Source organism: Aeromonas sp. R9-2 (assembly GCF_040908025.1).
GTDB lineage: Bacteria > Pseudomonadota > Gammaproteobacteria > Enterobacterales > Aeromonadaceae > Aeromonas > Aeromonas veronii.
On the sequence record NZ_JBFOCX010000030.1, the window covers coordinates 14,216 to 39,793 of the forward strand.

The window sequence follows — 25,578 nt, forward strand, 5'->3', positions numbered from 1 at the left end:
CAACCGTATCTATCACGGATTGCACGAGTCTTTCACATGACAAAATGGACACTGGGGTACCGCTATCCCATCGCCCTGACTATCAGCCTGGCCCCCGCACTCACCCCTATGATGGTGCAGGCGGCTCCGTTCGAAGCGCCGCCAGCCACCGGCATTCTCGATAGTCTCTGCTATGACTATGTTCCCAAGATAGAGAAGCCTGCATCGGATCAGGATGCCAACGCACAGCCGGTCGAGGTTGATGCTGACCGTCTCGAGGCCAAACAGGGCGGCACCGCCGTCTATGAAGGCGACGTCAAGGTTCGTCAGGGTGTTCGCAAGTTTGACTCCGACTATGCCCAGCTCGACCAGAAGAGCCGGGATGTCATCGCCATCGGCAACATCTATTACAACGACGGTCAGGTGACCGTCACCAGCGACAAGACCCTCAAATCCAACCTGGATACCAAGAACTCCGAACTGGAAGAGGGCAAGTATCAGGTGCATGGCTCACCGGTGCGCGGCTTTGCCAAGCGCGTGGTGATGACCAACAACAACCAGAACATCACAATGGAGGGGGCCCAGTACACCACCTGCCCCCCCGGTCAGGAAGTGTGGACCCTCAAGGCGGGCAGCATCGACATCGACCAGAAAGAGGTGTTCGGCGAAGCCTGGAATGCCAGCCTCTGGCTTTACGACTATCCGGTGTTCTACTTCCCCTATATCAACTTCCCCATCAAGGATGAGCGGAAGACCGGTCTGCTCTACCCAGGTTACAAGCAAAGCTCCAGCAACGGCATGGATATCACCCAGCCCTTCTACTGGAACATTGCCCCCAACTATGATGCCACCATCACCTCCCGTTTTATGGATAAACGCGGCCTGATGGAACAGGTGGAGTTCCGCTACATGCCGGACCCCGCCCACACCGGCACCCTCTATTTTGAAAATCTGGCAGATGACAAGCAGTACAGCCCGAGCAACCCGAGTCTGGCGGGTCTGTCCGATGGCCATCGCTACCTGATGAACGTCCGTCACGGCTCCGCCCTGATGGATGGCAGCCTGCGTTTTGGCATCGACTACACCCAGGTGCGCGACAAGGACTACAACTATTTCAACGACTTCAGCCCGCAAGTGGGCACCCAGGTCGACAGCCAGTTGCAGCAATCCTTTACTGCCGGCTATTACCAGCCTAACTGGAACCTCACCTCCGAGGTGCGCCGCTACCAGATCCTGAGCCCATATGCGCTACTGCCCCACGAGATGCTGCCGCGTATCGACTACAACTACTATCAGCAAGGCAAGTGGTTCGATCTGGCCTGGAACAGTGAACTGACCAAGTTTGGCTATGACAGTAGCAGTGCCGCCACTCTGCAAGCAGGTGAGCGCTATACCGCCACCCGCCTGCATCTGGCGCCAACCCTGACCGTGCCCTTGGTGGATGTACCGGGTTACTACCTGACCAGTCAGTACAAGCTGATGTTTACCTCCTATAACCAGGAGGTACCCGATAATCTGGTTAGCCAGGACCGCAGCCGCTTCACCGATGCAGACAGCAAACAGCTGACCCTGAAAGATGGCACCATTACCCGTACTCTGCCCTCCTTCCGCCTCAAGGGGGGCGTCAACTTCGATCGGCCGCTCGACTGGTATGATGGCAAGGGCACCCAGACCCTGGAACCCGAGTTCCAGTACCTCTATATCCCTTACAAAAATCAGGACGAGATCGGGATCTACGACTCCACCACCACCCGTCAGGACTACTACAGCCTGTTCAGTGATCGCCGCTTTGCCGGTCTCGACCGCATCAGCGATGCCAACCGGGTCACCGTTGGCCTGACCAGCCGGGTCTATGACAATGTGGGTGATGAACGGTTGCGTCTGGCGGTAGCCCAGGCCTTTGAGATGACGCCACCCAAGGTGCGCCTCTACCCTTCAAATCCGGAAAGCACCAACGCCCGCTCCCTGCTCTCGTTCGAGGGGGATGCCCGAATCACCGATGAGTGGTTTGCCCATGCGGGGACCCAGTACGATACCTCCGAGGGTGAATTTACGGCTGGCAACGGTGCAGTCGAGTACCGGACCGGCAAGCTGACCACTCAGGTCAACTACCGCTACATCAAGGATGGCAACCTGGACTATCGCTATCCGACCAACACGGCGCTGGCAGAAGATCTGAGCCAGGCGGGTCTGGTGATGATGGCGCCGATCGCCGATCAGTGGCAGATGTATGGCGGTTACTACCGTGACATCAAGCAGGATGTGAACATTGACCGCAAGATCGGTGTCAAATACGACTCCTGCTGCTGGAGCATCAACATGAGCCTGGAGTGGCACAATCAGCCGGACAACGTCACCCTGAAGCCCACTTCGGAAAAAGTCATTGGTCTGCAGTTTGAAATGAAGGGACTTGGCAGCGTGGGTACCGGTGGCCGCAGCGTCACCCTGGATACCGAGCTGTTGCCCTATGTTCGCCCGTTTAATCTGAAAGGCCAGCAATGATGCTGGCCCAGCCTTGAGAGATGGATATGAAAAAGACCCTGATTGCCCTGCTGACCGCGGGAATGTTCGGTGCCATGAGCCAGGCCGCACTGGCTGCGCCCGAGCTGATGGACAAGGTGCTGGCCGTGGTCAACAAGGACGTGGTGCTGTCCAGCCAACAGGACGCACTGGTCAACAAGGTAAAACTCTCCGCCCAGGAGAGCGGCCAGTCCCTGCCTGACGATGCCACCCTGCGCAAACAGGCGCTGGATCGGCTGATCCAGGAGAGCCTGCAGTTGCAACTGGCGGAGCGCCAGGGGCTGAAGATCAGCGACACCCAGCTGGAACAGGCTATTCAGGGCATCGCTGCCGACAACAAGATGACCCTGGATCAGCTGCGCGCCCAGCTCGCCCGTGAAGGGATGACCTATGCCCAGTATCGGGAAGAGGTTCGCCGCGAGATCCTGATGAACGAGGTGCGCCGCAACCAGGTGCGCCGCCGTATCAACATCTCCGAGCAGGAAGTGAAGCAGGTAGTGGAGATCCTGAAGAAACAGGGTCAACAGCAGAACGAATACCACGTAGGCCATATCCAGATTGCCCTGCCGGACAACCCCACTGCCGCCCAGCTGGATGCCGCCAAGAGCAAGATCGAGCGCATTCTGGCCGCCCTCAAGCAGGGTGCCGACTTCCGCAAACTGGCCATTGCCGAGAGTAATGGTCCCAAGGCGCTGGAAGGGGGTGACTGGGGCTGGATGAGCCCGCAAGAGATGCCGACCCTGATGGCGGAAGCGGTACAGGGTGCCAAGAAGGGCGACATCGTCGGCCCGCTGCGCTCCGGTGCCGGCCTGCACATCGTCAAGGTGTTCGACACCAAGGGTCAGCAGCAAGTGATGCAGACCGAGGTGAAGGCCCGTCATATCCTGATCAAGCCCTCCATCATCCTGAGCGAAGAGAAAGCCAAGGGGATGCTGGATGGCATTCTGCACGACATCAAGAGCGGCAAGGCCAGCTTCGCCAGCATGGCGGAGAAGTACTCCGAAGATCCGGGCTCTGCGGTGCAGGGTGGCGAACTGGGCTGGTCTGATCCCAACGTCTATGTCCCCGAGTTCCGCGACATGGTCAACCGTCTGCAACCGGGCCAGATCAGTGCCCCGTTCCGTACCAGCCACGGCTGGCACATAGTGCAGGTGGAAGATCGCCGCAGCCAGGATGCGACCGACAAGGCTCAGGAGCAGCGCGCCTACCAGCTGATCTACAATCGTCGCTTCGTGGAAGAGTCCCAGGCGTGGCTGGATGAGCTGCGTGACGAGGCCTACATCCAGATCGAAGGAGCCGGTAGCTGATGAGCTGCCGTCGCCTTGTCGTTACCCCGGGCGAACCGGCCGGGATCGGCCCGGATCTGGTGCTGCAGATTGCCCGGCAGGATTGGCCCCACCAGTTGGTGGTGATCGCCGATCCGGCGCTGCTGCGCGAGCGGGCAACCCTGCTTGGGCTGCCCATCGAGCTTGAGCCCTACGATGCCTCCGCCCCTGCCCGCCCCCAGCGGGCGGGCACCCTGACCGTCTGTCCGGTCACCCTCGGCGCCCCCGTGGTGCCGGGCGAGCTGAACGAAGGCAATGGCGCCTATGTGCTGGCAACCCTGCAGCGCGCCTGTGATGGTAACATGAGCGGCGAATTTGCCGCCGTGGTGACCGGACCGGTGCACAAGGGGATCATCAACCAGGCCGGGGTCTCATTCAGCGGCCACACCGAGTTCTTTGCCCAGCAATCCAACACCGCCGATGTGGTGATGATGCTGGCAACCGAGGGGCTGCGGGTCGCACTGGCGACTACCCATATTCCGCTGGCCTATGTAGCGATGGCCATCACCGAGGATCGCCTCGGCAAGGTGATCCGGATCCTCAACGAGGATCTCTCCACCAAGTTTGGCATCGCCAAACCCCGTATTTACGTCTGCGGCCTCAACCCCCATGCAGGGGAAGGTGGCCATCTCGGACGTGAAGAAATTGACGTGATCGAACCCGCCCTGGCCACCCTACGCCAAGAGGGGATCGATCTGGTCGGCCCGTTGCCGGCCGACACCCTGTTCCAGGAGAAATACCTCAAGGATGCGGATGCGGTACTCGCCATGTACCACGACCAGGGGCTGCCTGTGCTCAAATACAAGGGCTTCGGCAGTTCGGTCAATATCACCCTGGGGCTTCCCTTCATCCGCACTTCGGTGGATCACGGCACCGCGCTGGATCTGGCAGGCAAGGGCCTGGCGGATTCGGGCAGCCTTGTCACCGCGATTAACCACGCCATCAAGATGGTAGAGAAAAAAAGATATGAGCAGTAAGGTGCACATGGGCCACACGGCCCGTAAGCGTTTCGGTCAGAACTTCTTGCACGACCGGTATGTGATCGATCAAATCGTCGCCGCCATCAACCCGCAGCCGGGTCAGAATCTGGTGGAGATCGGTCCGGGTCTGGCCGCGCTGACCGAGCCGGTCGCCGCCCAGATGGACAAAATGACCGTGGTCGAGCTTGACCGGGACCTGGCTGCGCGCCTGCGCGAGCACCCGACTCTCAAAGACAAGCTGACCGTCATCGAAGCGGACGCCATGCGTTTCGACTTCGGCACCCTGATGGGTGAAGGCAAGGGGCCGCTGCGGATCTTCGGCAACCTGCCCTACAACATCTCCACCCCGCTCATCTTCCACCTGTGCGAGTTCGCTGATCGGGTAGAAGACATGCACTTCATGCTGCAAAAAGAAGTGGTGTTGCGTCTGGCCGCCGGTCCGGGCAGCAAGGCTTATGGCCGTCTGAGCGTGATGACCCAGTACTACTGCCAGGTGGTGCCTGTGCTGGAAGTGGGCCCGGGTGCCTTCAAACCGGCGCCAAAGGTGGACTCTGCCGTAGTTCGCCTGATCCCGCACAAGAATCCGACCATAGTCGCGAAAGACATTCGTTGTCTGAATCGCGTCTGTACCGAGGGCTTTGGCCAGCGTCGCAAGACCATCCGCAACAGCTTCTCCAACTTCATCACCGACGCCCAGCTGACCGAGCTTGGTATCGATGGCAACCTGCGCCCGGAGAATCTCTCCCTCGAGCAGTTTGTCATGATCGCCAACTGGCTGGCAGATCAGCAACAGGCCTGATCCTGTGGCACTCCCGCACATCGAGATCCGCCCATACCCCGTGTATGTGGCGGGTTCCAAAGACCCTTACCAGTTTCACTATCTGATCGAGATTGAGAATCTGGGGCCCGGCCCGGTGCAACTGCTGCATCGGCGCTGGCTCATCACCGATGCCAATGGCAAGATGCTGGAAGTGGCAGGCCCGGGCGTGGTCGGGGAACAACCCGTCATTGCCGAAGGTGAGACCTACCGCTACCAGAGCGGCGTGCCGCTGGCGACCCCGCTTGGGGTGATGGAAGGGAGCTATACCCTGCAAGATGGCTCTGGTCAGCAGTTTGAGGCGCCCATCGCCCCCTTCACGCTGGCTATCCCCAATATTATCAACTGAGGTTTCATGGCGAACTGTTTTGTCGGTGACATCCAGGGCTGTTACGACGACTTGCGCCGTCTGCTGGATCTTGCCGCGTTCGATCCCGAAAATGACGTGCTCTGGCTCTGCGGCGATCTGGTCGCCCGCGGCCCGGACTCCCTCAATACCCTGCGTTTTGTCAAAGGGCTGGGCAACCGCGCCGTCACCGTGCTCGGCAACCACGACCTGCACCTGCTGGCCGTCGCCGCTGGCGTTGCACCGCTCAAGAAGAAAGACAAGCTGCAAAGCCTGATGGATGCCCCGGATCGGGATGAACTGCTGGAGTGGCTGCGCCACCGCCCGCTACTGGCCGAACATCCGGATCTGCCCATCATGATGGTGCATGCCGGGATTTCCCCCGCATGGGATGTCCGCACCGCGCGCAACTGCGCCCGCGAGGTAGAGAGCCTGCTACGCGGTGACCAGTACAGCTGGCTGCTGCACAACATGTACGGCGACCAGCCCGATGGCTGGAAAGATGATCTGGTCGGTATCGACCGCTACCGCTACATCATCAACACCTTCACCCGAATGCGCTTCTGCTATTTCGACGGTCGTCTCGACTTCAAATGCAAGAAGGGGCCCAAGGAGTCGACCCCGGGGCTGCGTCCCTGGTTCGAACAGCGTGAACACCATGTGGACGACCCCATTCTGGTGTTCGGCCACTGGGCAGCCCTGATGGGCAACACTGGCAAGAGCGATATCAAGGCGCTCGATACCGGCTGTGTCTGGGGCAACAGCCTCACCCTGTGGCGCTACGAGGATGATGCCCTGATCGCCACCCCCTGCCCGGTTCACGCCAGCTAGGGGGGACGCAGCAATCTGGCGGTCGCTGCCGCACGAATGGCCACAACCCGCTCCAATCACAAAGCCCGGCAATCTGCCGGGCTTGCTGTTTTAGGCTTCCTGTTTTCCGGCGAATGAAGTTACAACTTGCGCCCCAGCCGCTTCTCGATCTGGCGCCGCTCCCACTCGGGGCCAAACAGCTTGAAGGGCTGAAACACCCGAACAGCATGGGAGGCAAGTCCCAGCCCCCATCCCAAGGTTGGCCACCAGGCCCAGATGTACTCCGGATTGCTCAGGTAGTTGATGACAAACAGCCCGCAGATCACCACCACGTAGCTGGCGACATGGTGATAGAAGCCCTTGAGCTCCTCCACATAGCGCATTGCCGCCCGCTCCTCTGCCGATACCTGCACCGCATCCTGACCCATAGTGTCACTTCCTCTCATCTCGCGCTCCTGTTGCTCTGATCCATCCAGTTGAGCCACATCGAGTTCAAAGACGGCGGCCAGGGCCTTGAGAGATTCCAGTCCGGGTTGCTGCCCCTGCTCGATCCGCTGGATAGTGCGGACACTCAAACCAGTTAACGTTGCCAACTGATCCTGAGACCAACCCCGTTGCAATCTCAACTTCCTGACGATCATCTCGAACTCCTTGTGGTAATTGACAGGGCCAGCATAGGGCTTGCGCCACGAAAGGTGACACGACAGATGGCCGACATACATCTGACAGTCCTTTAAAATCAGATGGTTAAGATTTTGATCTTGTCAGTCAGCCGCTCGTTCCCCCAGATATTGCACAAACCGTAACAGATAACCATCGGGATCCTGCAGCAAAAATTCGCGCTGCCCGGCCAGCATCTCGCCCACTGGATACCAGACCTCAGTGGGCTGCCGGAAAAGTGCAATCCCGGCAGCCTGCAAGCGGTCGAGTAGCGGCTGGATCTCGGTCAGCTCCATCTGCAGATTGATTCCCCGACCGAACGGTGGCTCCAGCGCCCCGACCTGCCAACCCGCCGGATGTACCTGCTCCAGCATCAGTTGTACCTGTTGCTGCTCAAGATAAGCAAAAGGAGGGTCATCGCGCCGATAGCGGATCGAGAAGCCCAACAAACCGGTATAGAAAACCAGAGCTCGAGCCAGATCGGTAACCGACAGCTCCGGTACCATGGGATTCCAATACACTTCATCCACCGCGACAGTAGGGTTCGTCATGGCTTACAGGCTCTGCATCAGCTCGGCGGCAATCTCGAAAGAACGCAGTCGGGCCTGATGATCGACGATGGGGCCATTGAACATCAGCTCATCGGCACGGGTTTCCGCCAGCAGGGCCTTGAGGCCGTGACGAACCTGCTCCGGGTTGCCCACCAGAGAGCGGGCTAGGGTCTGCTCCATCGCCATCAGCTCACGGGGCGCCCACTCGTCGCCAAGCTGGACGACCGGCGCGGGCAGCTTGCCCGCATCACCGCGATGGAGGCGCAAGAACTGCTGCTGCACGGTAGTGAACTGGAAGCGGGCCTCCCGCTCGCTGTCGGCGGCGATCATGTTGATGCAGACCACCGCATGGGGCTTGGGCCAGCGAGCAGAGGGACGATACTGGCTGCGGTAGAGCTCCAGCGCCTGCAGCAACATGGCTGGGGCGAAATGGGAGGCAAAACCGAACGGCAAGCCCATCGCCGCTGCCAGTTGCGCGCTGTAGAGGCTGGAGCCCAGCAGCCAGATGGGCAGATGCAGCCCCTGGCCGGGCACCGCCTGCACCGCGCCAATCTCGTCGCCAAAGTAGCTCATCAGCTCGCGCACATCGGCCGGAAAATCATCCACCTCGCCACTGCGCATACGCCGCAGCGCCCGCATGGTGCGCTGATCGGTACCGGGGGCACGGCCAAGGCCAAGGTCGATGCGGTCGGGATAGAGCGAAGCCAAGGTGCCAAACTGTTCGGCAATCACAAGCGGCGAGTGGTTCGGCAGCATGATGCCACCCGCGCCGATCCGCAGAGTGGTGGTGGCTTCAGCCAGATGGCCGATCAGCACCGAGGTAGCTGCACTGGCAATGCCCGGCATGTTGTGATGTTCGGCCAGCCAGTAGCGCAGGTAACCCCAACCCTCGGCATGGCGGGCAAGATCCCGTGAACGGCGAAACGACTCGGCAGGCACGGAACCTTCGGCAACAGGCACCAGATCGAGCACGGAATAGGGGATGGCAGACATGGGTCACTCCATTGATTTACAGACCAGTAACAAGTGGGGCAATGTAGCACGGGATACCTGAATGAATCACTATCTCCTGCCACACTCTGCCTGCCAAGCGGCAGCAATCGAACGGAACAAATCTCAGGCAAGTATTGTTTGAACGCTCATCCTGCTGGCCGCGCAAGCTTGGGGGTGGATCATATTTTCTTACATTTGCGGGCTGGCCTGAGCGCCCCGGGCTGGTTATAACGGTGCCCCTATAGCGAAGGGGGAGCAACAGACTCCCCCTCACTCTTTGTCACACCACACTGTTCAGGTTATCTATGTCAAAACATCTCGTTCTGCTGGGCGCGCTGACGCTCTCCGGCTGCGCCCTGTTGTCTCCCCCCGCCCCCACCGTCACCCCGGTGCACCTTGCCGATACCAGCCAGCGCGGCTTCTACATCGAGTGCAGCAGCATGAAAGCCTGCTTCCAGCAGGCCAACCAGACCTGTCCGCAAGGTTACAAGGAGACCGATCGTCGTCAGCAGACGCTCTACAGCACCCAGTATCTGGGGGGAAGCTATGACGACGAGAAGAAGGTCTACAAGGCAGCCAAGCCCTATCGCATCGCCAACACAATCCACTCGCTGACCATCCAGTGTCCCGTCACTACAGGCTGAGCCAACCGAAGGGGTACTCTCTCCCGTTACTGCGAAAAAGAAAACGGTCAACCGAGGTTGACCGTTTTTCACAGCGTTGCGTCCTTAGAACAGCAGGTGTGCCACCCCGGCGATAACCGGCAAGGTGACCAGAGTACGCAGCAGGAAGATGATGAACAGCTCCCACAGCTTGACCGGGATCTTGCTGCCCAGCAGCAGGGCCCCCACTTCCGACATATAGATCAGCTGGGTCACCGACATGGCGGCAATCACGAAGCGGGTCATGTCGCTCTCGATGGTCGAGGCCAGCACCGCCGGAATGAACATGTCGGCAAAACCGACCATGATGGTCTTGGAAGCAGCTTCCGCCTCCGGCAGTTGCAGCAGCTCCAGCAAGGGGACAAACGGGGCGCCAAGCCAGTTGAAGATAGGGGTGTGCTCGGCCAGCATCAGGGCACAGGTACCGATCGCCATCACCACCGGCAGCACGCCAAACACCATATCCAGTGCATTCTTCACCCCTTCCCGCGCGACGGCGCCGAGATCAGTCATGCTGTCAGCCTTGGTCAGGGCACGCTCGAAACCATAGCTCATTACGCTGTGCTTCTGCGGCACTGCTTCCTGCTTGCGGCACAGGGGAGTGCCATCGGCATAGATGTCCTTCTTCCAGCAAAGTGGCGGCAGACGCGGCACCACGATAGCGGCGACCACCCCCGCCAGACAGACGGTCAGGTAAAAGGGGACAAACATGTGCTCCAGCTTCACCTGGGAGATCACCACCAGACAGAAGGTGATTGAGACCGCAGAGAAGGTGGTGCCAATCACCGCGGCTTCACGCTGGGTGTAGAACTTCCCTTCGTACTGCTTGCTGGTCAGCAGGATGCCGACGCTGCCATCGCCAAGCCAGGAGGCAAAGCAGTCCACAGCCGAACGACCCGGCAACCGGAACACCGGACGCATGATGCGGGTCATCATGGTGCCGACAAATTCCAGCAGCCCGAAATCGAGCAGCAACGGCAGCAGCAGGCCGGCAAAAATGAAGACTGAAAACAGCACCGGCAGCAGATCGTTAAGCACCAGTCCACCGGTTGCGCCGGAGTAAAGCACCTCTGGCCCCACCTGGAAGAAGGTCAGCAGCACGAAGATACCGCCCAATACCCGCACGCAGGCCCAGAAAGGGGAGACATTGAACAAGCTGTTGAGGAAAGGACGACGCACCAGAATCGCCGGCTTGAACAGCCATGCAATCACCGTCATCAGCATGGTGGTGGTGATCACCGCACTGACCATGGCGACCAGATAATCGGCAAAAACACGCTGCACCAGCTTGGCCAGCACGGCCACCGGGATGGTGACGTTACCGTCATAGACGACCGGCGTCATGAACAACAGGATCCCGATAAGTGACGGAACCAGAAACATCAACAAGTTACGGCGAGTATTGACCGCAGGTGCTTCGAGACTCTTTTCCAACATGATATGACTGCCCTAATGTTACTTTTCCCTAGCCCGGCCAACCTGCGTATTCATGCATTAACCGGCAAAACGGGCGCAAGAATACTCTAAAAAAATGCACAAACAAGCCCTTAAGGCATAAATCTACGCATAAATATTTCCACAGGCAAACCTTCCATTAAAACAATAAGATACAGAGGTGCATATCGATTCAATCGACATCGCCAGATTATTGTTTCGTTATTGTTAATTTTGGTGGGCAGTATAATCGGTTATCAGTAGCAGGCAATAAGTGACATCACAAATATACCTAATGAGTTGCTGCTCGATAGACATAAAAAAACCGGAGCCTGTTCAGGCTCCGGTTTTCAATGAGAGTGACGGGGATCAGTCACGGACGTAGATGACTTCAACGCCATCATCTTCGTCGTCATCCCAATCGTCATCATCAAGCCCTTCATCGAAGGCAAGAGAGGCAGCCAGTGCTTCCGCTTCAGCCTTGGCCAACTGGTTCTTGTGGTAGTCGTCCCACTTGAACTCCACCTTCTCGATGGCGTCTTTGGCATCTTCCGCCAGCTGACGGGGCATGGTATCCAGCAGATCCAGAATGTCGTAGCAGACCTTCTTGGTACCTTCCTTGCTGATGGCAGTGATGGCATAGACCGGACCTTCATGGTTCAGGGCCGCCTTGACGCGCTCCATCACCTCCTGGGCTTCTTCTTCCAAGATCAGGTCCATCTTGTTGAACACCAACCAGCGCGGCTTGCCAACCAGTTCCGGGCTGTACTTCTCCAGCTCCTTGACGATGGTCACGGCATTTTCAGCAGGATCGGAGCCATCAACCGGGCAGATATCCACCAGGTGGATCAGCACGCGGCAACGCTCGAGGTGTTTCAGGAAGCGGATACCCAGGCCTGCGCCTTCGGCAGCGCCTTCGATCAGACCCGGGATATCGGCGATCACGAAGGAGCGGGAGTTCTCGCCACGCACCACACCCAGGTTCGGTACCAGGGTAGTGAAGGGGTAATCAGCCACTTTCGGGCGAGCCGCAGAAACGGCGCGAATAAAGGTAGACTTGCCTGCGTTGGGCAGACCCAGCATGCCGACATCAGCCAGCAGCAGCAGTTCCAGCTTCAGAGTACGCACTTCACCCGGAGTACCGTTGCTCTTCTGGCGGGGAGCACGGTTGACGGAGCTCTTGAAGCGGGTGTTGCCCAGACCATGGAAACCACCTTTGGCAACCAGCAGCTTCTGCTCGTGGTGGGTCAGATCCCCTAGCAGTTCACCGGTATCTTCATCGGTCGCACGGGTACCGACCGGCACACGCAGGATCTTGTCCTTGCCGCGGCGACCGGTACAGTTGGCGCTCTGGCCATTCTCACCGCGCTCGGCAGCATGGAAACGCTCGAAACGGTAGTCGATCAGGGTATTGAGGTTCTCGTCGGCGATCAGATATACGTCGCCACCGTCGCCGCCGTCACCGCCGTCCGGACCACCGTTGGGAATATATTTTTCACGGCGAAAGCTTACACAACCGTTACCACCGTCACCGGCATCGACTCGAATCTGGACTTCATCAACAAACTTCATAGGTAACCGTCACCTTAATTCGAAAAACCGATACGCAATTATAGTGGTACAGACCCCTGCGGGCGATACGCATCTTGCCAATCATGCCCGTCAGAGCCAAAGTCAGCTGCGTTCCGTTTTTTCGTCAACGACATCAGAAAGACGTCAGAAAAACAAAAGCCCCGCCTGTTGGCGGGGCTTCGGATCCTTGCGGTCCGTAATTACTCAGCAACGATGCTAACGTACTTACGATTCAGCGGACCTTTAACTTCGAACAGGATTTTACCAGTCGCGGTAGCGAACAGGGTGTGATCCTTGCCCAGACCAACGTTGGTACCAGCGTGGAACTTGGTACCACGTTGACGAACGATGATGCTGCCAGCCAGAACTGTTTCGCCGCCGAAACGCTTCACGCCCAGGCGTTTAGCTTCAGAATCGCGACCGTTGCGGGATGAACCGCCAGCTTTTTTGTGTGCCATTTATCGGACTCCTCTAATTAAGCGCTGATGCCAGTGATTTTGACTTCAGTGAACCACTGACGGTGGCCCGCTTGCTTACGATGGTGCTTACGACGACGGAACTTGACGATAGTCACTTTCTCGCCACGGCCGTGAGCCACAACTTCAGCTACAACCTTGCCACCTTCAACGAAAGGAGCACCTACTTTAAAAGTGTCGCCTGCAGCAACCATCAGAACTTCGTTGAAGTCGATGGTAGCGCCAGTCTCAACGTTCAGCTTTTCCAGACGAACGATTTGACCTTCGGCCACACGGTGTTGTTTTCCGCCGCTTTGGAATACCGCGTACATTTGATTAACTCCGTAAAGGCATGTCTTTTGCTCAAGGCTAGACATGCGCAAAAACCTATAACAATGGGCGGGCATTCTACGCAAATCGATCTGCTCAGGCAAGGCCAATTTAGCAAAAAGTTTATTTTGTGCGCATATCTGCCACCGTGGATAAACGCCTAACTGTAACCCATTGTGAAATCGTGTAGAATCCCTGCCATTACTAAAATCGCAGTTATTGCTGCTGTCACGTTACGAGACTTATGGACCAACAGACTATCCGTGCGCTCTGTGCCGCCGACATGACGGCGGTCAATGAACTGATCCTGGCCCGACTCCAGTCCGACGTTAGTCTGATTAATCAGCTGGGTTTCTACATTGTCAGCGCCGGCGGGAAACGGATGCGCCCCATGCTGACCGTGATGGCTGCGCGTGCGCTGGGCTATGAGGGTGAGGATCACCTGAAACTGGCCGCCATCATCGAATTCATTCACACCTCTACCCTGCTGCATGACGACGTAGTCGACGAATCCGACCTGCGCCGTGGCAGGGAGACCGCCAACGCCATGTTTGGCAATGCCGCCAGCGTGCTGGTCGGTGACTACCTCTATAGCCGCTCCTTCCAGATGATGGCCGAACTCTCCAACCTGCGGGTGATGGAGATCCTCTCGGATGCCACCAACACCATCGCCGAAGGGGAAGTGTTGCAGCTGATGAACTGCAACGACCCGGATACCACCGAAGAGAGCTACATGACGGTCATCTACTGCAAGACCGCCAAGCTGTTCGAGGCCGCCACTCGCCTTGCAGCCGTGCTGACTCATCAGCCCGAGCCCGTCGAGCAGGCCATGACCGATTACGGCAAGTATCTGGGCACCGCGTTCCAGATCATCGATGACGTGATGGACTACTGCTCCCAGAGCGAAGAGATGGGCAAGAACGTCGGCGACGATCTGGCCGAAGGCAAACCGACCCTGCCGCTGCTGCGCGCCATGGAAGTGGGCACGCCGGAAGAGCGCCAGCTGGTGCGCGATGCCATCGAGCACCGCAACGGTATGGAACATCTTGAGCAGATCCTCGGGATTCTCGACCGTACCGGCGCGCTGGAGTACTCCCGCATGCGTGCCAGGGAAGAGGCCGACAAGGCCATTGCCGCCCTCGCCATCCTGCCGGACTCCCAACACAAGCACGCGCTGGAAACACTGGCCCACATGGCCGTGCAGCGCAGTGCCTGAGTAAACGGGATGCAATAAAAAGAGGCCTTCGGCCTCTTTTTTATTGTCTGCTATCTGCTGGACAGTGCATTGCGCCAGACTCAGCGACTCAGCATCCAGAGGATCACGCTACCCGCAACCACTAGCGAGCCGCCGATACGGCGCAACTGCTCCGGTGGCTGATCGCTCAGCAGCCGTAACATCTGCTGCCATGCCCTGGGCATCAACAGCGGGCAGAGCCCCTCGAACAACAGCAACAATCCCAACCCCATCAGCATGGATGTCAGCATCCGACCTCCTTGAATGCAACCAGCCCCCTGGGTTTACGGCTGGCGTTGGCACCAAAAACAAAAGGGTCTGACAATGCAGACCCTTTGAATGTGACCTCGTGGCGATTACTGCTTGGTGCCGTCAGGAGACTTGAGGTAACGGAAGAACTCGCTGTCCGGCTTCAATACCATCAGGTCGTTGCCACCGGCAAAGCTCTTGCGATAGGCCTCCATGCTACGCACGAAGCTGAAAAACTCGGGGTCTTTCTTGTAGCTGTCGGCATAGATCTTGGCGGCTTCCGCATCCCCTTCACCGCGCAGCTGGCGAGCGTTACTCTCGGCGTCGGCGATCATGACGGTCACCTTGCGGTCGATATCGGCACGCAGGATTTCAGCCTTCTCGCGACCCTGAGAGCGGTGCTCACGGGCAACTGCGGTACGCTCGGCGCGCATCCGCTGGTAGATGGAGTTGGAGACTTCCACCGGCAGGTTGATCTGCTTGATCCGTACATCCACCACCTTGATACCGAGCTCGGAGGAGCGCGCCATCTTCTTCAGGGCATCTTCCATCACGGTACTGCGCTCACCGGAGACGATGTCCTTGATGGTGCGGTTACCGATCTCGGAACGCAGACCGTTATTGATCTTGCGTTTGAGCAGATCTTCAGCCTGCAGCTTGTTGCCACCACCGGTTGCCAGGTAGTACTTGGAGAAGTCCTCGATCTTCCACTTCACGTAGGAGTCGATGATCAGGTCTTTCTTCTCGGAGGTGACAAAACGGTCGGCCTGGCTGTCAATGGTCTGGATGCGGGCATCCATCTTGCGAACCTGGTCGATGAGCGGCACCTTGAAGTGCAGGCCCGGCTCATAGAGGCGGGGCTCACCGGAGTCAACCCGCTTCACCTTGCCAAACTGCACCACAATCCCCTTCTGACCTTCATCAACGATAAAGACAGAGGAGAAGCAGACCATGGCCGCGACAGCGATTGCACCAATAGCTAGCTTTTTCATCTATCAGTTTCTCCCTGAGCTGAAGCGGTCACCGCTACGCAGCGGCATTGTCGGCGTAGAGTTGGCACCCTCGTTGGAAACGGGAACCTGCTCTGTGACCGGGGCGACAGTGGCACGATCAGACTGGGCAGCCTTCGGCTTGCCAGACAGCTTGTCGAGCGGCAGGTAGATCATGCTGTTGTTGCCAGCCGGCATGTCGACCACCACCTTGTTGGCCTGCTGATAGAGCTCTTCCATCGTTTCCAGATAGATACGCTCACGGGTCAGCTCGGGGGCAGCCAGATACTGGGGCAGCAGCTCGTTGAAGCGAGCAACTTCACCCTGGGCTTTCAACACGATCTGGGACTTGTAAGCTTCCGCTTCCTGCTCCAGACGCTTCACCTGGCCACGGGCCTTCGGCTCCACTTCACGGGCATAGGCTTCTGCTTCACGAATGAAGCGCTGTTCATCTTCCTGAGCGGAGATGGCGTCATCAAACGCGTCTTTCACCTCTTCCGGCGGACGCGCCGGCAGGAAGTTGACGTCGACGATCTGCAGACCCATCTGGTAGGGCTCGATGATGCCATCGATCACCTGCCAGGTCTCCTGACGCACCTTCTCACGACCGGTGGTCAGCACGTCATCCATCCGGGTATGACCCACCACGTAGCGCAGGGCGCTATCGGTGGCCTGACCCAGACTCTCGTCGGCATTGGTCACGCTGAACAGATACTGCTCGGGATTGACGACACGGTACTGCACGTCCATCTCGACCCGTACCACGTTCTCATCCTGAGTCAGCATGAAACCGGAGGCAGGCAGGGAGCGCACGGACTCGACGTCCACCGGGATCACCTGATCGATAAAGGTCGGCTTCCAGCGCAGGCCCGGCTCGACAATATGGGAAAACTTGCCAAACCGCAGCACGGCACCACGCTCCGCTTCGCGGATGGTGTAGAAGCCGCTGACGACCCACACCACCACAGCGACAACCAGCGCGATGGAGATACCAAAGCGACCTACATCGCCGCCAGATTTGCCGCCACCAAACAAGCCACCGAAACGGCGACTCACTTTGCGCAGCATTTCATCCAGATCAGGGGGTCCCTGATTCTTGCCGTTATTCCCCCAAGGGTCACGGTCTTTGCCGTTGTTACCAGGCTCATTCCAAGCCATCAGCGTCTCCATTAATACATGCGGATGGATATCATCTCTATCGGGCCATCATACGTTGAGAAGCCCCTAAGGGTTCACCTTCATCAACGAATCAATGCCTGATAAAGCGTTGTAAACTCTCACCTTCCTGTTTCACGAGGCGGTTCCAGTCGGCCACTTGCAAGCGGACTTCCAGCACGAAATCACCCTCCTCGCTAAAACCTTCCTGCTCAATCCCTTTCAGCTGATAGAGCGCACTGCGCAATCTCGCGGCAGAAGGAGGCAACTGCAGGGTGTGATGCACCATGGAGCCAGCCAGCAATTCGGTCAGCGCCGTAAACAGATGCTCACAACCTTCACCAGTCTGGGCCGACAACCAGACGCGCAACGGGCGCCCCTCGTCATCTCGCTCCAGACCTGCCGGACGATCCGCCAGCTTGTCGATCTTGTTGCAGATCATCAGCTGGGGCCTGTCATCGGCTTCGATCTCGGCGAGCACCTGCTGCACGGAGTCGATATTCTCCTGCATCTGCTCATCGGCACAGTCCACCACATGCAGCAGCAGGTCCGCTTCACGGGTCTCCTGCAGGGTCGCCTTGAAGGCCGCGACCAGATCATGGGGCAAGTGTCGAATAAATCCAACTGTATCCGCCAAAATCACATCACCCACATCCCGGATCACCAGTTTACGCAGGGTGGGATCCAGAGTTGCGAACAATTGGTCGGCAGCATACACGCTGGCAGCTGTAAGTTGGTTGAACAAAGTGGACTTTCCGGCGTTGGTATAACCAACCAGTGACACCGTCGGCACTTCGTTGCGGTTGCGGGCGCGGCGTCCCTGCTCCCGCTGCTTGGCCACCTTGTCGAGCCGACGCAAAATCGCCTTGATGCGTTCCCGCAGCAGACGTCGGTCAGTTTCAAGCTGGGTTTCACCCGGGCCACGCAGACCGATCCCGCCCTTTTGACGCTCAAGGTGGGTCCAGCCTCGCACCAGACGAGTGGAAAGATGGCGCAACTGGGCCAGTTCGACCTGCAGTTTACCTTCGTGGGTACGGGCGCGCTGGGCAAAGATATCGAGGATCAGGCCGGTTCGGTCCACCACCCGGCACTGGAACAGACGCTCCAGGTTGCGCTCCTGGGCGGGGGTCAGGGCATGGTTGAAGATGACGACGTCGGCATCCAGCATCTGGACTTGGGACGCGATCTCTTCAGCCTTGCCACTGCCGACAAAAAATTTGGCACTGGGCGCACTGCGACTGGTGGTAATTACCCCCAGCGCATTGACTCCGGCCGAGCTCACCAACATCTTGAGTTCTTCCAGATCCTCCCGCTCACCCTCATCACTGAAGTTGACATGCACCAGAACGGCCTGTTCGCCAGCTTCATAACGGTCAAACAAGCGCTTGCTCCTTAACAGGAATCATGATGAATCTGAGTTGGCGAGTTGACTCGCCCAGGGATATCACGCCTCGGCATCACCCTGTTCATCAGCCGCGCCACCCGGAGTGGGCTGGTGATGATTGACGGCACGGGCCGGTACGACAGTCGAGATGGCGTGCTTGTAAACCATCTGGCTCACGGTGTTTTTCAGCAGGATAACAAACTGGTCAAAAGACTCGATCTGACCTTGCAGTTTGATGCCGTTCACCAAATAGATAGAAACAGGAATCCGCTCACGGCGCAGCGCATTCAAAAACGGGTCTTGGAGAGATTGCCCCTTAGCCATTTTTCTTTTCCTTATAGTTTGTTGTTTTTAAACACCGAATATCAATATAACAACCTGATTATACAGGGAGTGTCAAGCCGCACCAGCGCGAGCAAGCACGCGGTCGAGATTGCCAGACTCACCAGATTCCAACCAGGTCACGTCGGGCCAGCCGCGCAACCAAGTCATCTGTCGTTTTGCCAATTGGCGTGTGGCAACAATGCCACGATAACGCATCTCATCATACCCCACTTCACCGCACAGGTAGTCCCACATTTGGCGATAACCCACACAGCGAATGGAGGGAAGATCCGGGTGCAGATCGCCGCGCGCCATCAGCGCACGAACCTCCTGTTCAAAGCCGCCTTGCAGCATCTTGTCAAAGCGCAGTTCGATCCGCTGATGCAGCACGGCGCGATCGCTCGGGGCGATGGCAAACTGCAGCACCCGATAGGGCAAGCCCTCCCCCTGCACCTGCGTCAGCTCGGTAAGTGTCTTGCCGCTGATGCGGTAGACCTCCAGCGCCCGGGAGAGTCGCTGCGGGTCATTGGGGTGAATTCGCGCCCCGGCCACCGGGTCAATGCGCACCAGCTCGTCGTGCAGCGCCTGCCAACCGAGGCGGGCAGCCTCTTCCTCAATCCCGGCACGAATGGCGGGATCGGCGGAGGGCAGCGGGGACAATCCCTCCAGCAACGCCTTGAAATAGAGCATGGTACCGCCCACCAGCAGCGGAATGCGGCCACGGTCGGCGATCTCTTTCATCTCCCGCAGGGCATCCTTGCAAAAATCGGCTGCCGAATAGCTCACAGCGGGATCAAGAATGTCTATCAGCCGGTGCGGAGCCCGCGCCAGTTCATCAGCGGTGGGCTTGGCCGTACCTATATCCATGCCGCGATAGATCAGCGCAGAATCGACGCTGATGATGTCGCAAGGCAATGCCTGGCACAGTTCAATGGCGAGATCCGTCTTGCCGGAGGCCGTCGGCCCCATCAGAAAAATTGCGGTCGGCAAGTCACTCGCCATGTTCAAACTCCTCCAGCACGGTCGCCAGCGAAAGCGGGCGTACCATGCGAATGTCTGCCAGTTGGTCACTGAAATCAGTCACAAGTTCCGTCAGCAGACGACTGGCAGTTGAAAAATCGTATATCTTCTCGCGGCTTATCCCCTGCTCCACCAGCCATTGGCATAATACTTCAGCCTGCTGACCAGCATCACTGTCAGATCCGCCCTCGATAATTTGCAGCAATTCGGGTAACAGACGCACCAGATCGGTCTGGCGCAGCAGAGCCGGTACCCGAGTCAGGATCATGGTGTCGCGCCCCCCGCTTTTCAACTCCAGTCCCATCCGTTTCAGCAAACGCTCCTGCTCGGTCACCAGCGCGATCAAATTCTTCGGCAATTTGAAGGAGACCGGCAGCAACAGTGGCTGGGCCGCCAGCCCCTGACCCCAGGTCTCCAGCAACCAGTGGCGTAGCAGCACCCGCTCGGCGCGTACCAGCGAGAGCAGGGCCAGCTGATTATCCCGCTCAATCAACAGGTAGGCCTGCTCCACCAGTGTCAGGGCGCGACATCCCCCCTGTTTGGGTGACGGCACCGTGTCGGTGGACTGTGCGGGAGCAGCCTCAGTCGCAGTTGCGATAGGCAGCGTAGTGAGCAGAGCGCCCATGCCGTGCATCGCCTCCCGGCTTGGGGGCTCGGGCGGTTGATAATTGCTGGCTCGGCTAGCCCCACTGCCCCCCTCCCGCACCTGTGCAGGTGCCCGGTAGCTGTGCTCGGCACCGTACCATTCGGGACGTGGCGCCTGACCGGGATATTCAATCTGCGGACTGACCGGCAACTCGACCAGAGTTTCGGCCAGCGGAGTGTCCTGATGAGCGGTGCTCACCCCTTCGCGGCGCAGCGCGGTAAACAGCGCCTGAAAGATAAAGTCGTGGATCAGCCGCGCCTGATGGAAGCGCACCTCATGCTTGGCCGGGTGGACGTTGACATCTACCTGACGGGGATCCAGCTCAATATAGAGCACATAGGCGGCGAAACGATCGGGAGGCAATAGCTCGTCATAGGCCTGACGAATGGCGTGATTGATGAGCTTGTCGCGCATCATCCGGCCGTTGACATAGGTGTATTGCAGATCGTTTTGCGGTCTTGCCCCCTCCGGAGTCGCCAACCAGCCCCACAGCCGCACGTCGCTGTGTTCGCTCTCCACCGCCAGCGCATGGTGCATGAAGGGGGTGCCGCAAACGGCGGCGAGGCGACGCTCCTGCTCCGGCACGGTATTGGCGGCCTTGTACTGGCGCACCACCTTGCCATTGTGGCGCAGGATCAGGGTGGCATCGAAGCGGGAGAGCGCGATGCGGCGCACCAGCTCATCGATATGGGCAAACTCGGTCTTTTCGCTGCGCATGAACTTGCGCCGCGCGGGGGTATTGAAGAAGAGATCCACCACCTCCACCGTGGTGCCTACCGGATGGGCCGCCGGCTTGATGGTGACGCTCATCTCCCGCCCTTCCGCCTGGGCTTGCCAGGCTTCGGACTGCTCGGCGGTACGGGAGGTGAAGGTGAGACGGGAAACCGAGCTGATGGAGGCGAGCGCTTCACCGCGAAAACCGAGGCTGTTGATCCCTTCCAGATCGTCCAGCGTGGCAACCTTGGAGGTTGCATGACGCGACAGCGCCAGTACCAGCTCATCTTTGGCGACACCGCAGCCGTTGTCACGGATGCGGATCAGCTTGGCGCCCCCCTTGTCGATGTCGATCTCGACCCGGTCGGCCCCCGCATCCAGGCTGTTCTCCACCAGCTCTTTCACCACAGAAGAGGGCCGCTCCACCACCTCTCCGGCTGCAATCTGGTTGGCCAGAATGGGTGGCAAAATACGGATCGGCATCATTTACTCCTGAATTTCTATCTTGCGGATGGTCAGTCTCTTAAGGCTCCAGGAGGGCCGCTCCACCACCTCTCCACCAACCGGAATCTGGTTGGCCAGGATAGGGGGCAATATACGGATCGGCATCACTTGCTCCTGAATTTCAATCTTGCTGATGGCATTCGCTAACAGCGGGAGCGGCATCGCCCAATCCCGCGCGTCAGTTTTGCGGAATGTAGAGCACCTGCCCTACCTGAATATTCCGCGATTTGAGCTTGTTGATCTCTACCAGCCGTGCCTGACTCACCCCATGTTTCTCGGCAAGGCGGGAGAGGCTCTCGCCCCGCTTGACCACATGGCGGATCATCTGCGACTTGTCGTCACTGCGAACGGGGGCAGCAGCGCGGCTCTGCCCCTGCTGAGGGATATAGATAGTCTGACCAATCTGAATATCCCGGCTGCGCAGCTGGTTGATCTCCACCAGAGTGGACTGACTCACTCCATGCTTCTCGGCAAGGCGAGAGAGGCTCTCGCCCCGTTTGACCACATGGCGGAGCATCCGCGATTTGTCATAGTCCCCCACACTGCTGACCGGTGCACCGCTCTCCTGCGCTGCCGCCGAGTATGGCTTGATCACCCCGGCGCCGGAGCCGCTCGCCGTGCCGCTGTCGCGGGCAGTAGCGGGCATCTTGTTGGTCACTACCGGCTGCGACTGTGTCTGCCTGGGCTGGCTCACCGGCTGCCGGGCTACCGGTGCAGGGCGAGTAGCGGCAGGTTGGCTCACCTGCCCCTTGCCGGTCAGCATGGCCCCCTTGGTCGGGTGAGCGCGGTAGTAGTTACGGATCCCCTCGAAGATGGCGCGGGCGAGCTGGTCCTGATAGCTGGCGGTGGCCAGCAGCTTCTCTTCCGCATGGTTGGAGATAAAACCGGTCTCCACCAGCACCGAGGGAATATCCGGCGCCTTCAGCACCGCCAGACTGGCATGCTCCGGCGCCTTCTTGTGCAGTCGGGCAACCTTGCCCATGGAGCGCAGGATCTGGCGGCTGACGTCATATCCTTCGGCACGGGACTTGTCCATGGAGAGGTCGAGGAAGGTCTGTGCCAGATAGGGGTTGGGATCGGATTCCGCCAACACCTTGCCGACACCGCCCAGCAGCTCGCCCTGCTTCTCCTGCTTCTCCAGCCAGCTGCCCATCTCGCGGTTGGCACGGTTGGTCGACAAGACCCAGACCGAGGCACCGCGCGGGGTCGAGTTATGAAAACTGTCTGCATGGATAGAGACCAGCAGATCCGCCTTCGCCTTGCGGGCAATCTCGGAGCGCTTGTTGAGGTCGACGAAATAGTCGCCACGACGGGTCATCACGGCACGCATCCCCGGCTCGCGGTCGATCAGTGCCGCCAGCTTCTGGGAGACCGCCAGCGTCACCCGCTTCTCGTAGGTACGGCGCGGGCCGATGGAGCCCGGGTCTTCCCCGCCGTGGCCCGGGTCGATGGCAATCACCACTCCCTTGCCCTTGCCACCGACAGGCGTAGATTGCACCGCTGCCGCCGAGCGCTTCTCTTCATAAGGCAGATCGATGACCAGACGGTGGCCATAAGGCCCGGCAGGCGCCAGCGGAAAGACCACCGGTTTGATGGCGGAGCTGAGATCCATCACCAGCCGCAGACCCCCCTTCTCCAGCGGAGTGCTCTGGCGGATCTTGCGCACCAGTTCACTGTTGTTCTCGATCCGGGCCAGATTGGCGGCGTTGCTCGCCCCTTTCAGATCGATCACCAGCCGATCCGGGCCGGTGAGGGTGAAGTAGTTGTAATTGGGAGCGCTGCTCATATCGAGCACCACCCGGGTGTTATCAGGTGATGGCCAGATTCGTACGCTCTTGAGCTGATTCGCCCAGGAGGGTAACGCCATCAAAGAGAGAGCAATAACAAGGATCAAGCGCACGTAGATGACAACCGTTCCAGAATGGCTTCGCCAATAGCAGTGCGAGCCTCTATCAGAACCTCGCGCTGCTCGCCTACATAAGTGAGGGTAATTTCCAGGTCGGGAGCCGGTAACCAGCCCTCGCCCTTCTCGGACCACTCCACCAGACAGAGAGTGTTGGCGGCAAAATAGTCCCGAATGCCCATGAATTCCAGCTCTTCCGGATCAGCCAGGCGATAGAGATCGAAATGGTAGACCTGCCAGCCATCGAGCTCATAGGGCTCGACCAGGGTGTAAGTCGGGCTTTTTACCTTGCCCTGATGGCCAAGGCCCTGCACCCAGCCGCGGGTCAGGGTGGTTTTACCGGCGCCAAGCGTGCCATGCAAAAACACTGTGGTCGCCTGCTGGCAAGCCTGTGCCAGACGGCCACCCAGTGCCACGGTTGCTGCCTCGTCCGGCAGTGTCATCATCAACTGTTTTGCCATGTTCTTCTTTTTAACTTGTAATGGTGTCGGGATTAACCAGTTTGCGGATCAGCGGCAGCAGATCTGACGCCAGCATGCCCCGCTCGCCGTCAGCGGCGGCCTGATCTGCAGCCTCGCCGTGGATCACGGCGCCCAGCCAGCTTGCCATGGTGGCAGACCAGCCCTGGGCCAAAAGGGCGGCGATTATACCAGATAACAGATCGCCCATCCCGCCACTTGCCATGCCGGGATTGCCTTCACAACAGAGAGCGACCCGCTCGCCGTCATAAATAAGTGTTCCCGCCCCTTTTAACAACACCACACCGCCATAGCGCCGCTGCAGCGCCTGCACGGCGGCAAACCGGTCGGTTTCAATCTCGGCAATGGAGCATCCCAGCAGGCGCGCCGCTTCGCCGGGATGGGGCGTGAGCACCCAATTATCCTGATGGCGGGGAGATTGCGCCAGCCAATTCAATCCATCGGCGTCCAAAACCAGTGGCAGCCGATCGGTGAGATTACGAGCGATTTGCGCTCTTCCCCATTCATCCTGACCGAGCCCGGGGCCAATGACCCGCACCGACGCCCACCCCTCGTCATCTGCGTTAGTGAGACTCATCAGTTCGGGTGGATAGAGGCTGACCGGCGGATGTTCTGGATGCTGACATACCCGCACCAGCCCGGCCCCCGCCCGCAGGCAGGCGCGGGCAGCTAGCACGATGGCTCCCTGCATGCCGCGATTGCCCCCCACCAGCAGTACCTTGCCATAAGAGCCCTTGTGGGAAGCGCGCGGGCGCGGGGTCAGCTGCGTGCAGAGCAGTGGATAATCGATACGCCAGGCGGCGGGCAGCATAGTGTCATCAGGCGTGACGCCAAGGGGATCACAGTCGAGCTGGCCGACACAATCCACCCCGTCGCCGGTGAGCATCCCCTGCTTGATACCGATAAAGGTGAGGGTGCGAGTGGCCTGCACCACGGCCCCCATGGCACGGCCGGTATCGCCGTTGAGGCCGGAGGGGAGATCCACCGCCAGCACGGGCACAGCCAAGCCATTGATTGTTGCGACGATCTTTGTCAGTAGTGGCGAGAGGGGCGTGTTGACGCCGGTGCCAAGCAGGGCATCGACCACCAGATCCGGGGCGGAGTGCTGGTCCCCATCAAACTGCTCGGCCAGCCAGACCCGGCCACCGGCCGCCAGCCACTCATCGGCGGCCCGTCTGGCATCCCCCTTCAGCTGGTCGGGTGCTCTGGCGGCAATCACCACCACCTCGATGCCAATCTGGCGGGCAAGGCGGGCCAGCACATAGCCATCACCGCCGTTATTACCGGGGCCGACGAAAATCCACCAGCAGCGACTGTCGGGCCAATGCAGGGTGGCATAAGTACGCAGCGCGGCACCGGCTCGCTCCATCAGGGCATAGAGAGGTTGCCCCTCACGCGCGGCCCAGTTGCGCTCCAGTGCGCGGATCTGTTCAGTCTGCCACAGCCCCTGTGGTAAACTGCCCCCCTCTTTTGTGCCCAACGCGCCCCTGATGATCTCTACCATGACGGCTCCCGCCTCTTATCAATCGACCCACGCCAGCAA

Annotated in this window: 26 protein-coding genes; 8 read left to right on the forward strand and 18 right to left on the reverse strand. The window is 59.1% G+C overall.

Annotated features, from left to right (window positions below; translation table 11 throughout):
• Positions 1-36: 36 nt before the first annotated feature.
• Genes lptD through AB5Y71_RS16805 form a run of 6 tightly spaced genes read left to right on the forward strand, consistent with a single transcriptional unit; the run spans position 37 to position 6,798 of the window.
• Positions 37-2,481: an LPS assembly protein LptD gene (lptD, locus tag AB5Y71_RS16780; protein ID WP_120414849.1), complete on the forward strand. Its 2,445-nt coding sequence runs from the start codon at positions 37-39 to the stop codon at positions 2,479-2,481.
• A gap of 26 nt (positions 2,482-2,507) precedes the next feature.
• Positions 2,508-3,806 (forward strand): peptidylprolyl isomerase SurA, encoded by a 1,299-nt coding sequence (gene surA / locus AB5Y71_RS16785; protein ID WP_005349338.1) that lies wholly within the window; start codon positions 2,508-2,510, stop codon positions 3,804-3,806.
• The gene (gene pdxA, locus AB5Y71_RS16790; RefSeq protein WP_368172048.1) at positions 3,806-4,801 is read left to right on the forward strand and encodes a 4-hydroxythreonine-4-phosphate dehydrogenase PdxA; all 996 of its coding nucleotides are present in this window, start codon (positions 3,806-3,808) and stop codon (positions 4,799-4,801) included. Before surA ends, pdxA begins: the two co-directional genes overlap by 1 nt.
• Positions 4,791-5,603, forward strand: a complete 813-nt coding sequence (rsmA, locus tag AB5Y71_RS16795) for a 16S rRNA (adenine(1518)-N(6)/adenine(1519)-N(6))-dimethyltransferase RsmA (RefSeq protein ID WP_005339016.1) — start codon at positions 4,791-4,793, stop codon at positions 5,601-5,603. Before pdxA ends, rsmA begins: the two co-directional genes overlap by 11 nt.
• A 4-nt stretch (positions 5,604-5,607) precedes the next feature.
• Complete coding sequence (apaG, locus tag AB5Y71_RS16800) at positions 5,608-5,970, forward strand: Co2+/Mg2+ efflux protein ApaG (protein WP_031227971.1); 363 nt, start codon at positions 5,608-5,610, stop codon at positions 5,968-5,970.
• Between the two features lie 6 nt (positions 5,971-5,976).
• Positions 5,977-6,798, forward strand: a complete 822-nt coding sequence (locus AB5Y71_RS16805) for a symmetrical bis(5'-nucleosyl)-tetraphosphatase (protein WP_368172049.1) — start codon at positions 5,977-5,979, stop codon at positions 6,796-6,798.
• 119 nt (positions 6,799-6,917) lie between these two features.
• Here AB5Y71_RS16805 and AB5Y71_RS16810 read toward each other — a convergent pair whose 3' ends face one another.
• From AB5Y71_RS16810 to AB5Y71_RS16820, 3 genes are all read right to left on the reverse strand, one after another.
• The gene (locus AB5Y71_RS16810; protein ID WP_021231934.1) at positions 6,918-7,418 is read right to left on the reverse strand and encodes a 2TM domain-containing protein; all 501 of its coding nucleotides are present in this window, start codon (positions 7,416-7,418) and stop codon (positions 6,918-6,920) included.
• A gap of 123 nt (positions 7,419-7,541) precedes the next feature.
• Positions 7,542-7,988 (reverse strand): VOC family protein, encoded by a 447-nt coding sequence (locus AB5Y71_RS16815; protein ID WP_193557492.1) that lies wholly within the window; start codon positions 7,986-7,988, stop codon positions 7,542-7,544.
• 3 nt (positions 7,989-7,991) lie between these two features.
• Positions 7,992-8,981 (reverse strand): luciferase-like monooxygenase, encoded by a 990-nt coding sequence (locus tag AB5Y71_RS16820; RefSeq protein WP_227273084.1) that lies wholly within the window; start codon positions 8,979-8,981, stop codon positions 7,992-7,994.
• 305 nt (positions 8,982-9,286) lie between these two features.
• On the opposite strand from AB5Y71_RS16820, the gene AB5Y71_RS16825 reads away from it, so the two are divergent.
• Positions 9,287-9,625, forward strand: coding sequence for a hypothetical protein (locus tag AB5Y71_RS16825; RefSeq protein ID WP_100646709.1), 339 nt, complete (start codon positions 9,287-9,289; stop codon positions 9,623-9,625).
• 84 nt (positions 9,626-9,709) lie between these two features.
• Here the strand turns inward: AB5Y71_RS16825 and AB5Y71_RS16830 are convergent, their stop codons facing one another.
• From AB5Y71_RS16830 to rplU, 4 genes are all read right to left on the reverse strand, one after another.
• Positions 9,710-11,080: a YjiH family protein gene (locus AB5Y71_RS16830; protein WP_368172050.1), complete on the reverse strand. Its 1,371-nt coding sequence runs from the start codon at positions 11,078-11,080 to the stop codon at positions 9,710-9,712.
• 366 nt (positions 11,081-11,446) lie between these two features.
• Positions 11,447-12,649 carry an Obg family GTPase CgtA gene (gene cgtA, locus AB5Y71_RS16835; RefSeq protein WP_368172051.1) on the reverse strand — a complete coding sequence of 401 codons (1,203 nt, stop codon included), beginning with the start codon at positions 12,647-12,649 and terminating at the stop codon, positions 11,447-11,449.
• A 200-nt stretch (positions 12,650-12,849) separates the two neighbouring features.
• The gene (gene rpmA, locus AB5Y71_RS16840) at positions 12,850-13,107 is read right to left on the reverse strand and encodes a 50S ribosomal protein L27 (RefSeq protein WP_005339028.1); all 258 of its coding nucleotides are present in this window, start codon (positions 13,105-13,107) and stop codon (positions 12,850-12,852) included.
• A gap of 17 nt (positions 13,108-13,124) precedes the next feature.
• A complete protein-coding gene (gene rplU, locus AB5Y71_RS16845; protein ID WP_005304210.1) occupies positions 13,125-13,436 on the reverse strand; it encodes a 50S ribosomal protein L21 in 312 nt (103 codons plus the stop codon).
• 242 nt (positions 13,437-13,678) lie between these two features.
• Between rplU and ispB the strand changes: the two genes are divergently transcribed.
• Entirely contained in the window at positions 13,679-14,650 is a 972-nt protein-coding gene (gene ispB / locus AB5Y71_RS16850) for an octaprenyl diphosphate synthase (protein WP_058059475.1), read from the forward strand.
• 80 nt (positions 14,651-14,730) lie between these two features.
• On the opposite strand, the gene AB5Y71_RS16855 is transcribed toward ispB, so the two are convergent.
• The 11 genes from AB5Y71_RS16855 to AB5Y71_RS16905 all read right to left on the reverse strand — a co-directional run bounded on the left by AB5Y71_RS16855 (position 14,731) and on the right by AB5Y71_RS16905 (position 25,539).
• On the reverse strand, positions 14,731-14,919 hold the full coding sequence (locus AB5Y71_RS16855; RefSeq protein WP_127007877.1) for a DUF2065 family protein: 189 nt from the start codon (positions 14,917-14,919) through the stop codon (positions 14,731-14,733).
• 105 nt (positions 14,920-15,024) lie between these two features.
• Positions 15,025-15,909: a protease modulator HflC gene (gene hflC / locus AB5Y71_RS16860; RefSeq protein ID WP_368172052.1), complete on the reverse strand. Its 885-nt coding sequence runs from the start codon at positions 15,907-15,909 to the stop codon at positions 15,025-15,027.
• Positions 15,910-15,912: 3 nt separating this feature from the next.
• Positions 15,913-17,064, reverse strand: a complete 1,152-nt coding sequence (hflK, locus tag AB5Y71_RS16865; protein ID WP_005339041.1) for an FtsH protease activity modulator HflK — start codon at positions 17,062-17,064, stop codon at positions 15,913-15,915.
• A 91-nt stretch (positions 17,065-17,155) separates the two neighbouring features.
• The gene (hflX, locus tag AB5Y71_RS16870; RefSeq protein WP_005339043.1) at positions 17,156-18,442 is read right to left on the reverse strand and encodes a ribosome rescue GTPase HflX; all 1,287 of its coding nucleotides are present in this window, start codon (positions 18,440-18,442) and stop codon (positions 17,156-17,158) included.
• Positions 18,443-18,505: 63 nt separating this feature from the next.
• On the reverse strand, positions 18,506-18,769 hold the full coding sequence (gene hfq / locus AB5Y71_RS16875; protein ID WP_005339045.1) for an RNA chaperone Hfq: 264 nt from the start codon (positions 18,767-18,769) through the stop codon (positions 18,506-18,508).
• Positions 18,770-18,841: 72 nt separating this feature from the next.
• Positions 18,842-19,771 carry a tRNA (adenosine(37)-N6)-dimethylallyltransferase MiaA gene (miaA, locus tag AB5Y71_RS16880; RefSeq protein ID WP_167570505.1) on the reverse strand — a complete coding sequence of 310 codons (930 nt, stop codon included), beginning with the start codon at positions 19,769-19,771 and terminating at the stop codon, positions 18,842-18,844.
• The gene (gene mutL / locus AB5Y71_RS16885) at positions 19,761-21,632 is read right to left on the reverse strand and encodes a DNA mismatch repair endonuclease MutL (protein WP_005358304.1); all 1,872 of its coding nucleotides are present in this window, start codon (positions 21,630-21,632) and stop codon (positions 19,761-19,763) included. The genes miaA and mutL overlap by 11 nt, the downstream gene beginning before the upstream one ends.
• Before the next feature lie 3 nt (positions 21,633-21,635).
• On the reverse strand, positions 21,636-21,815 hold the full coding sequence (locus AB5Y71_RS16890; RefSeq protein WP_115571730.1) for a hypothetical protein: 180 nt from the start codon (positions 21,813-21,815) through the stop codon (positions 21,636-21,638).
• Positions 21,816-21,831: 16 nt separating this feature from the next.
• Complete coding sequence (locus AB5Y71_RS16895) at positions 21,832-23,520, reverse strand: N-acetylmuramoyl-L-alanine amidase (protein WP_236397065.1); 1,689 nt, start codon at positions 23,518-23,520, stop codon at positions 21,832-21,834.
• A 23-nt stretch (positions 23,521-23,543) separates the two neighbouring features.
• A complete protein-coding gene (gene tsaE / locus AB5Y71_RS16900) occupies positions 23,544-24,017 on the reverse strand; it encodes a tRNA (adenosine(37)-N6)-threonylcarbamoyltransferase complex ATPase subunit type 1 TsaE (protein WP_005339056.1) in 474 nt (157 codons plus the stop codon).
• A 10-nt stretch (positions 24,018-24,027) separates the two neighbouring features.
• Complete coding sequence (locus tag AB5Y71_RS16905; RefSeq protein ID WP_368172053.1) at positions 24,028-25,539, reverse strand: NAD(P)H-hydrate dehydratase; 1,512 nt, start codon at positions 25,537-25,539, stop codon at positions 24,028-24,030.
• Positions 25,540-25,578 lie beyond the last annotated feature (39 nt).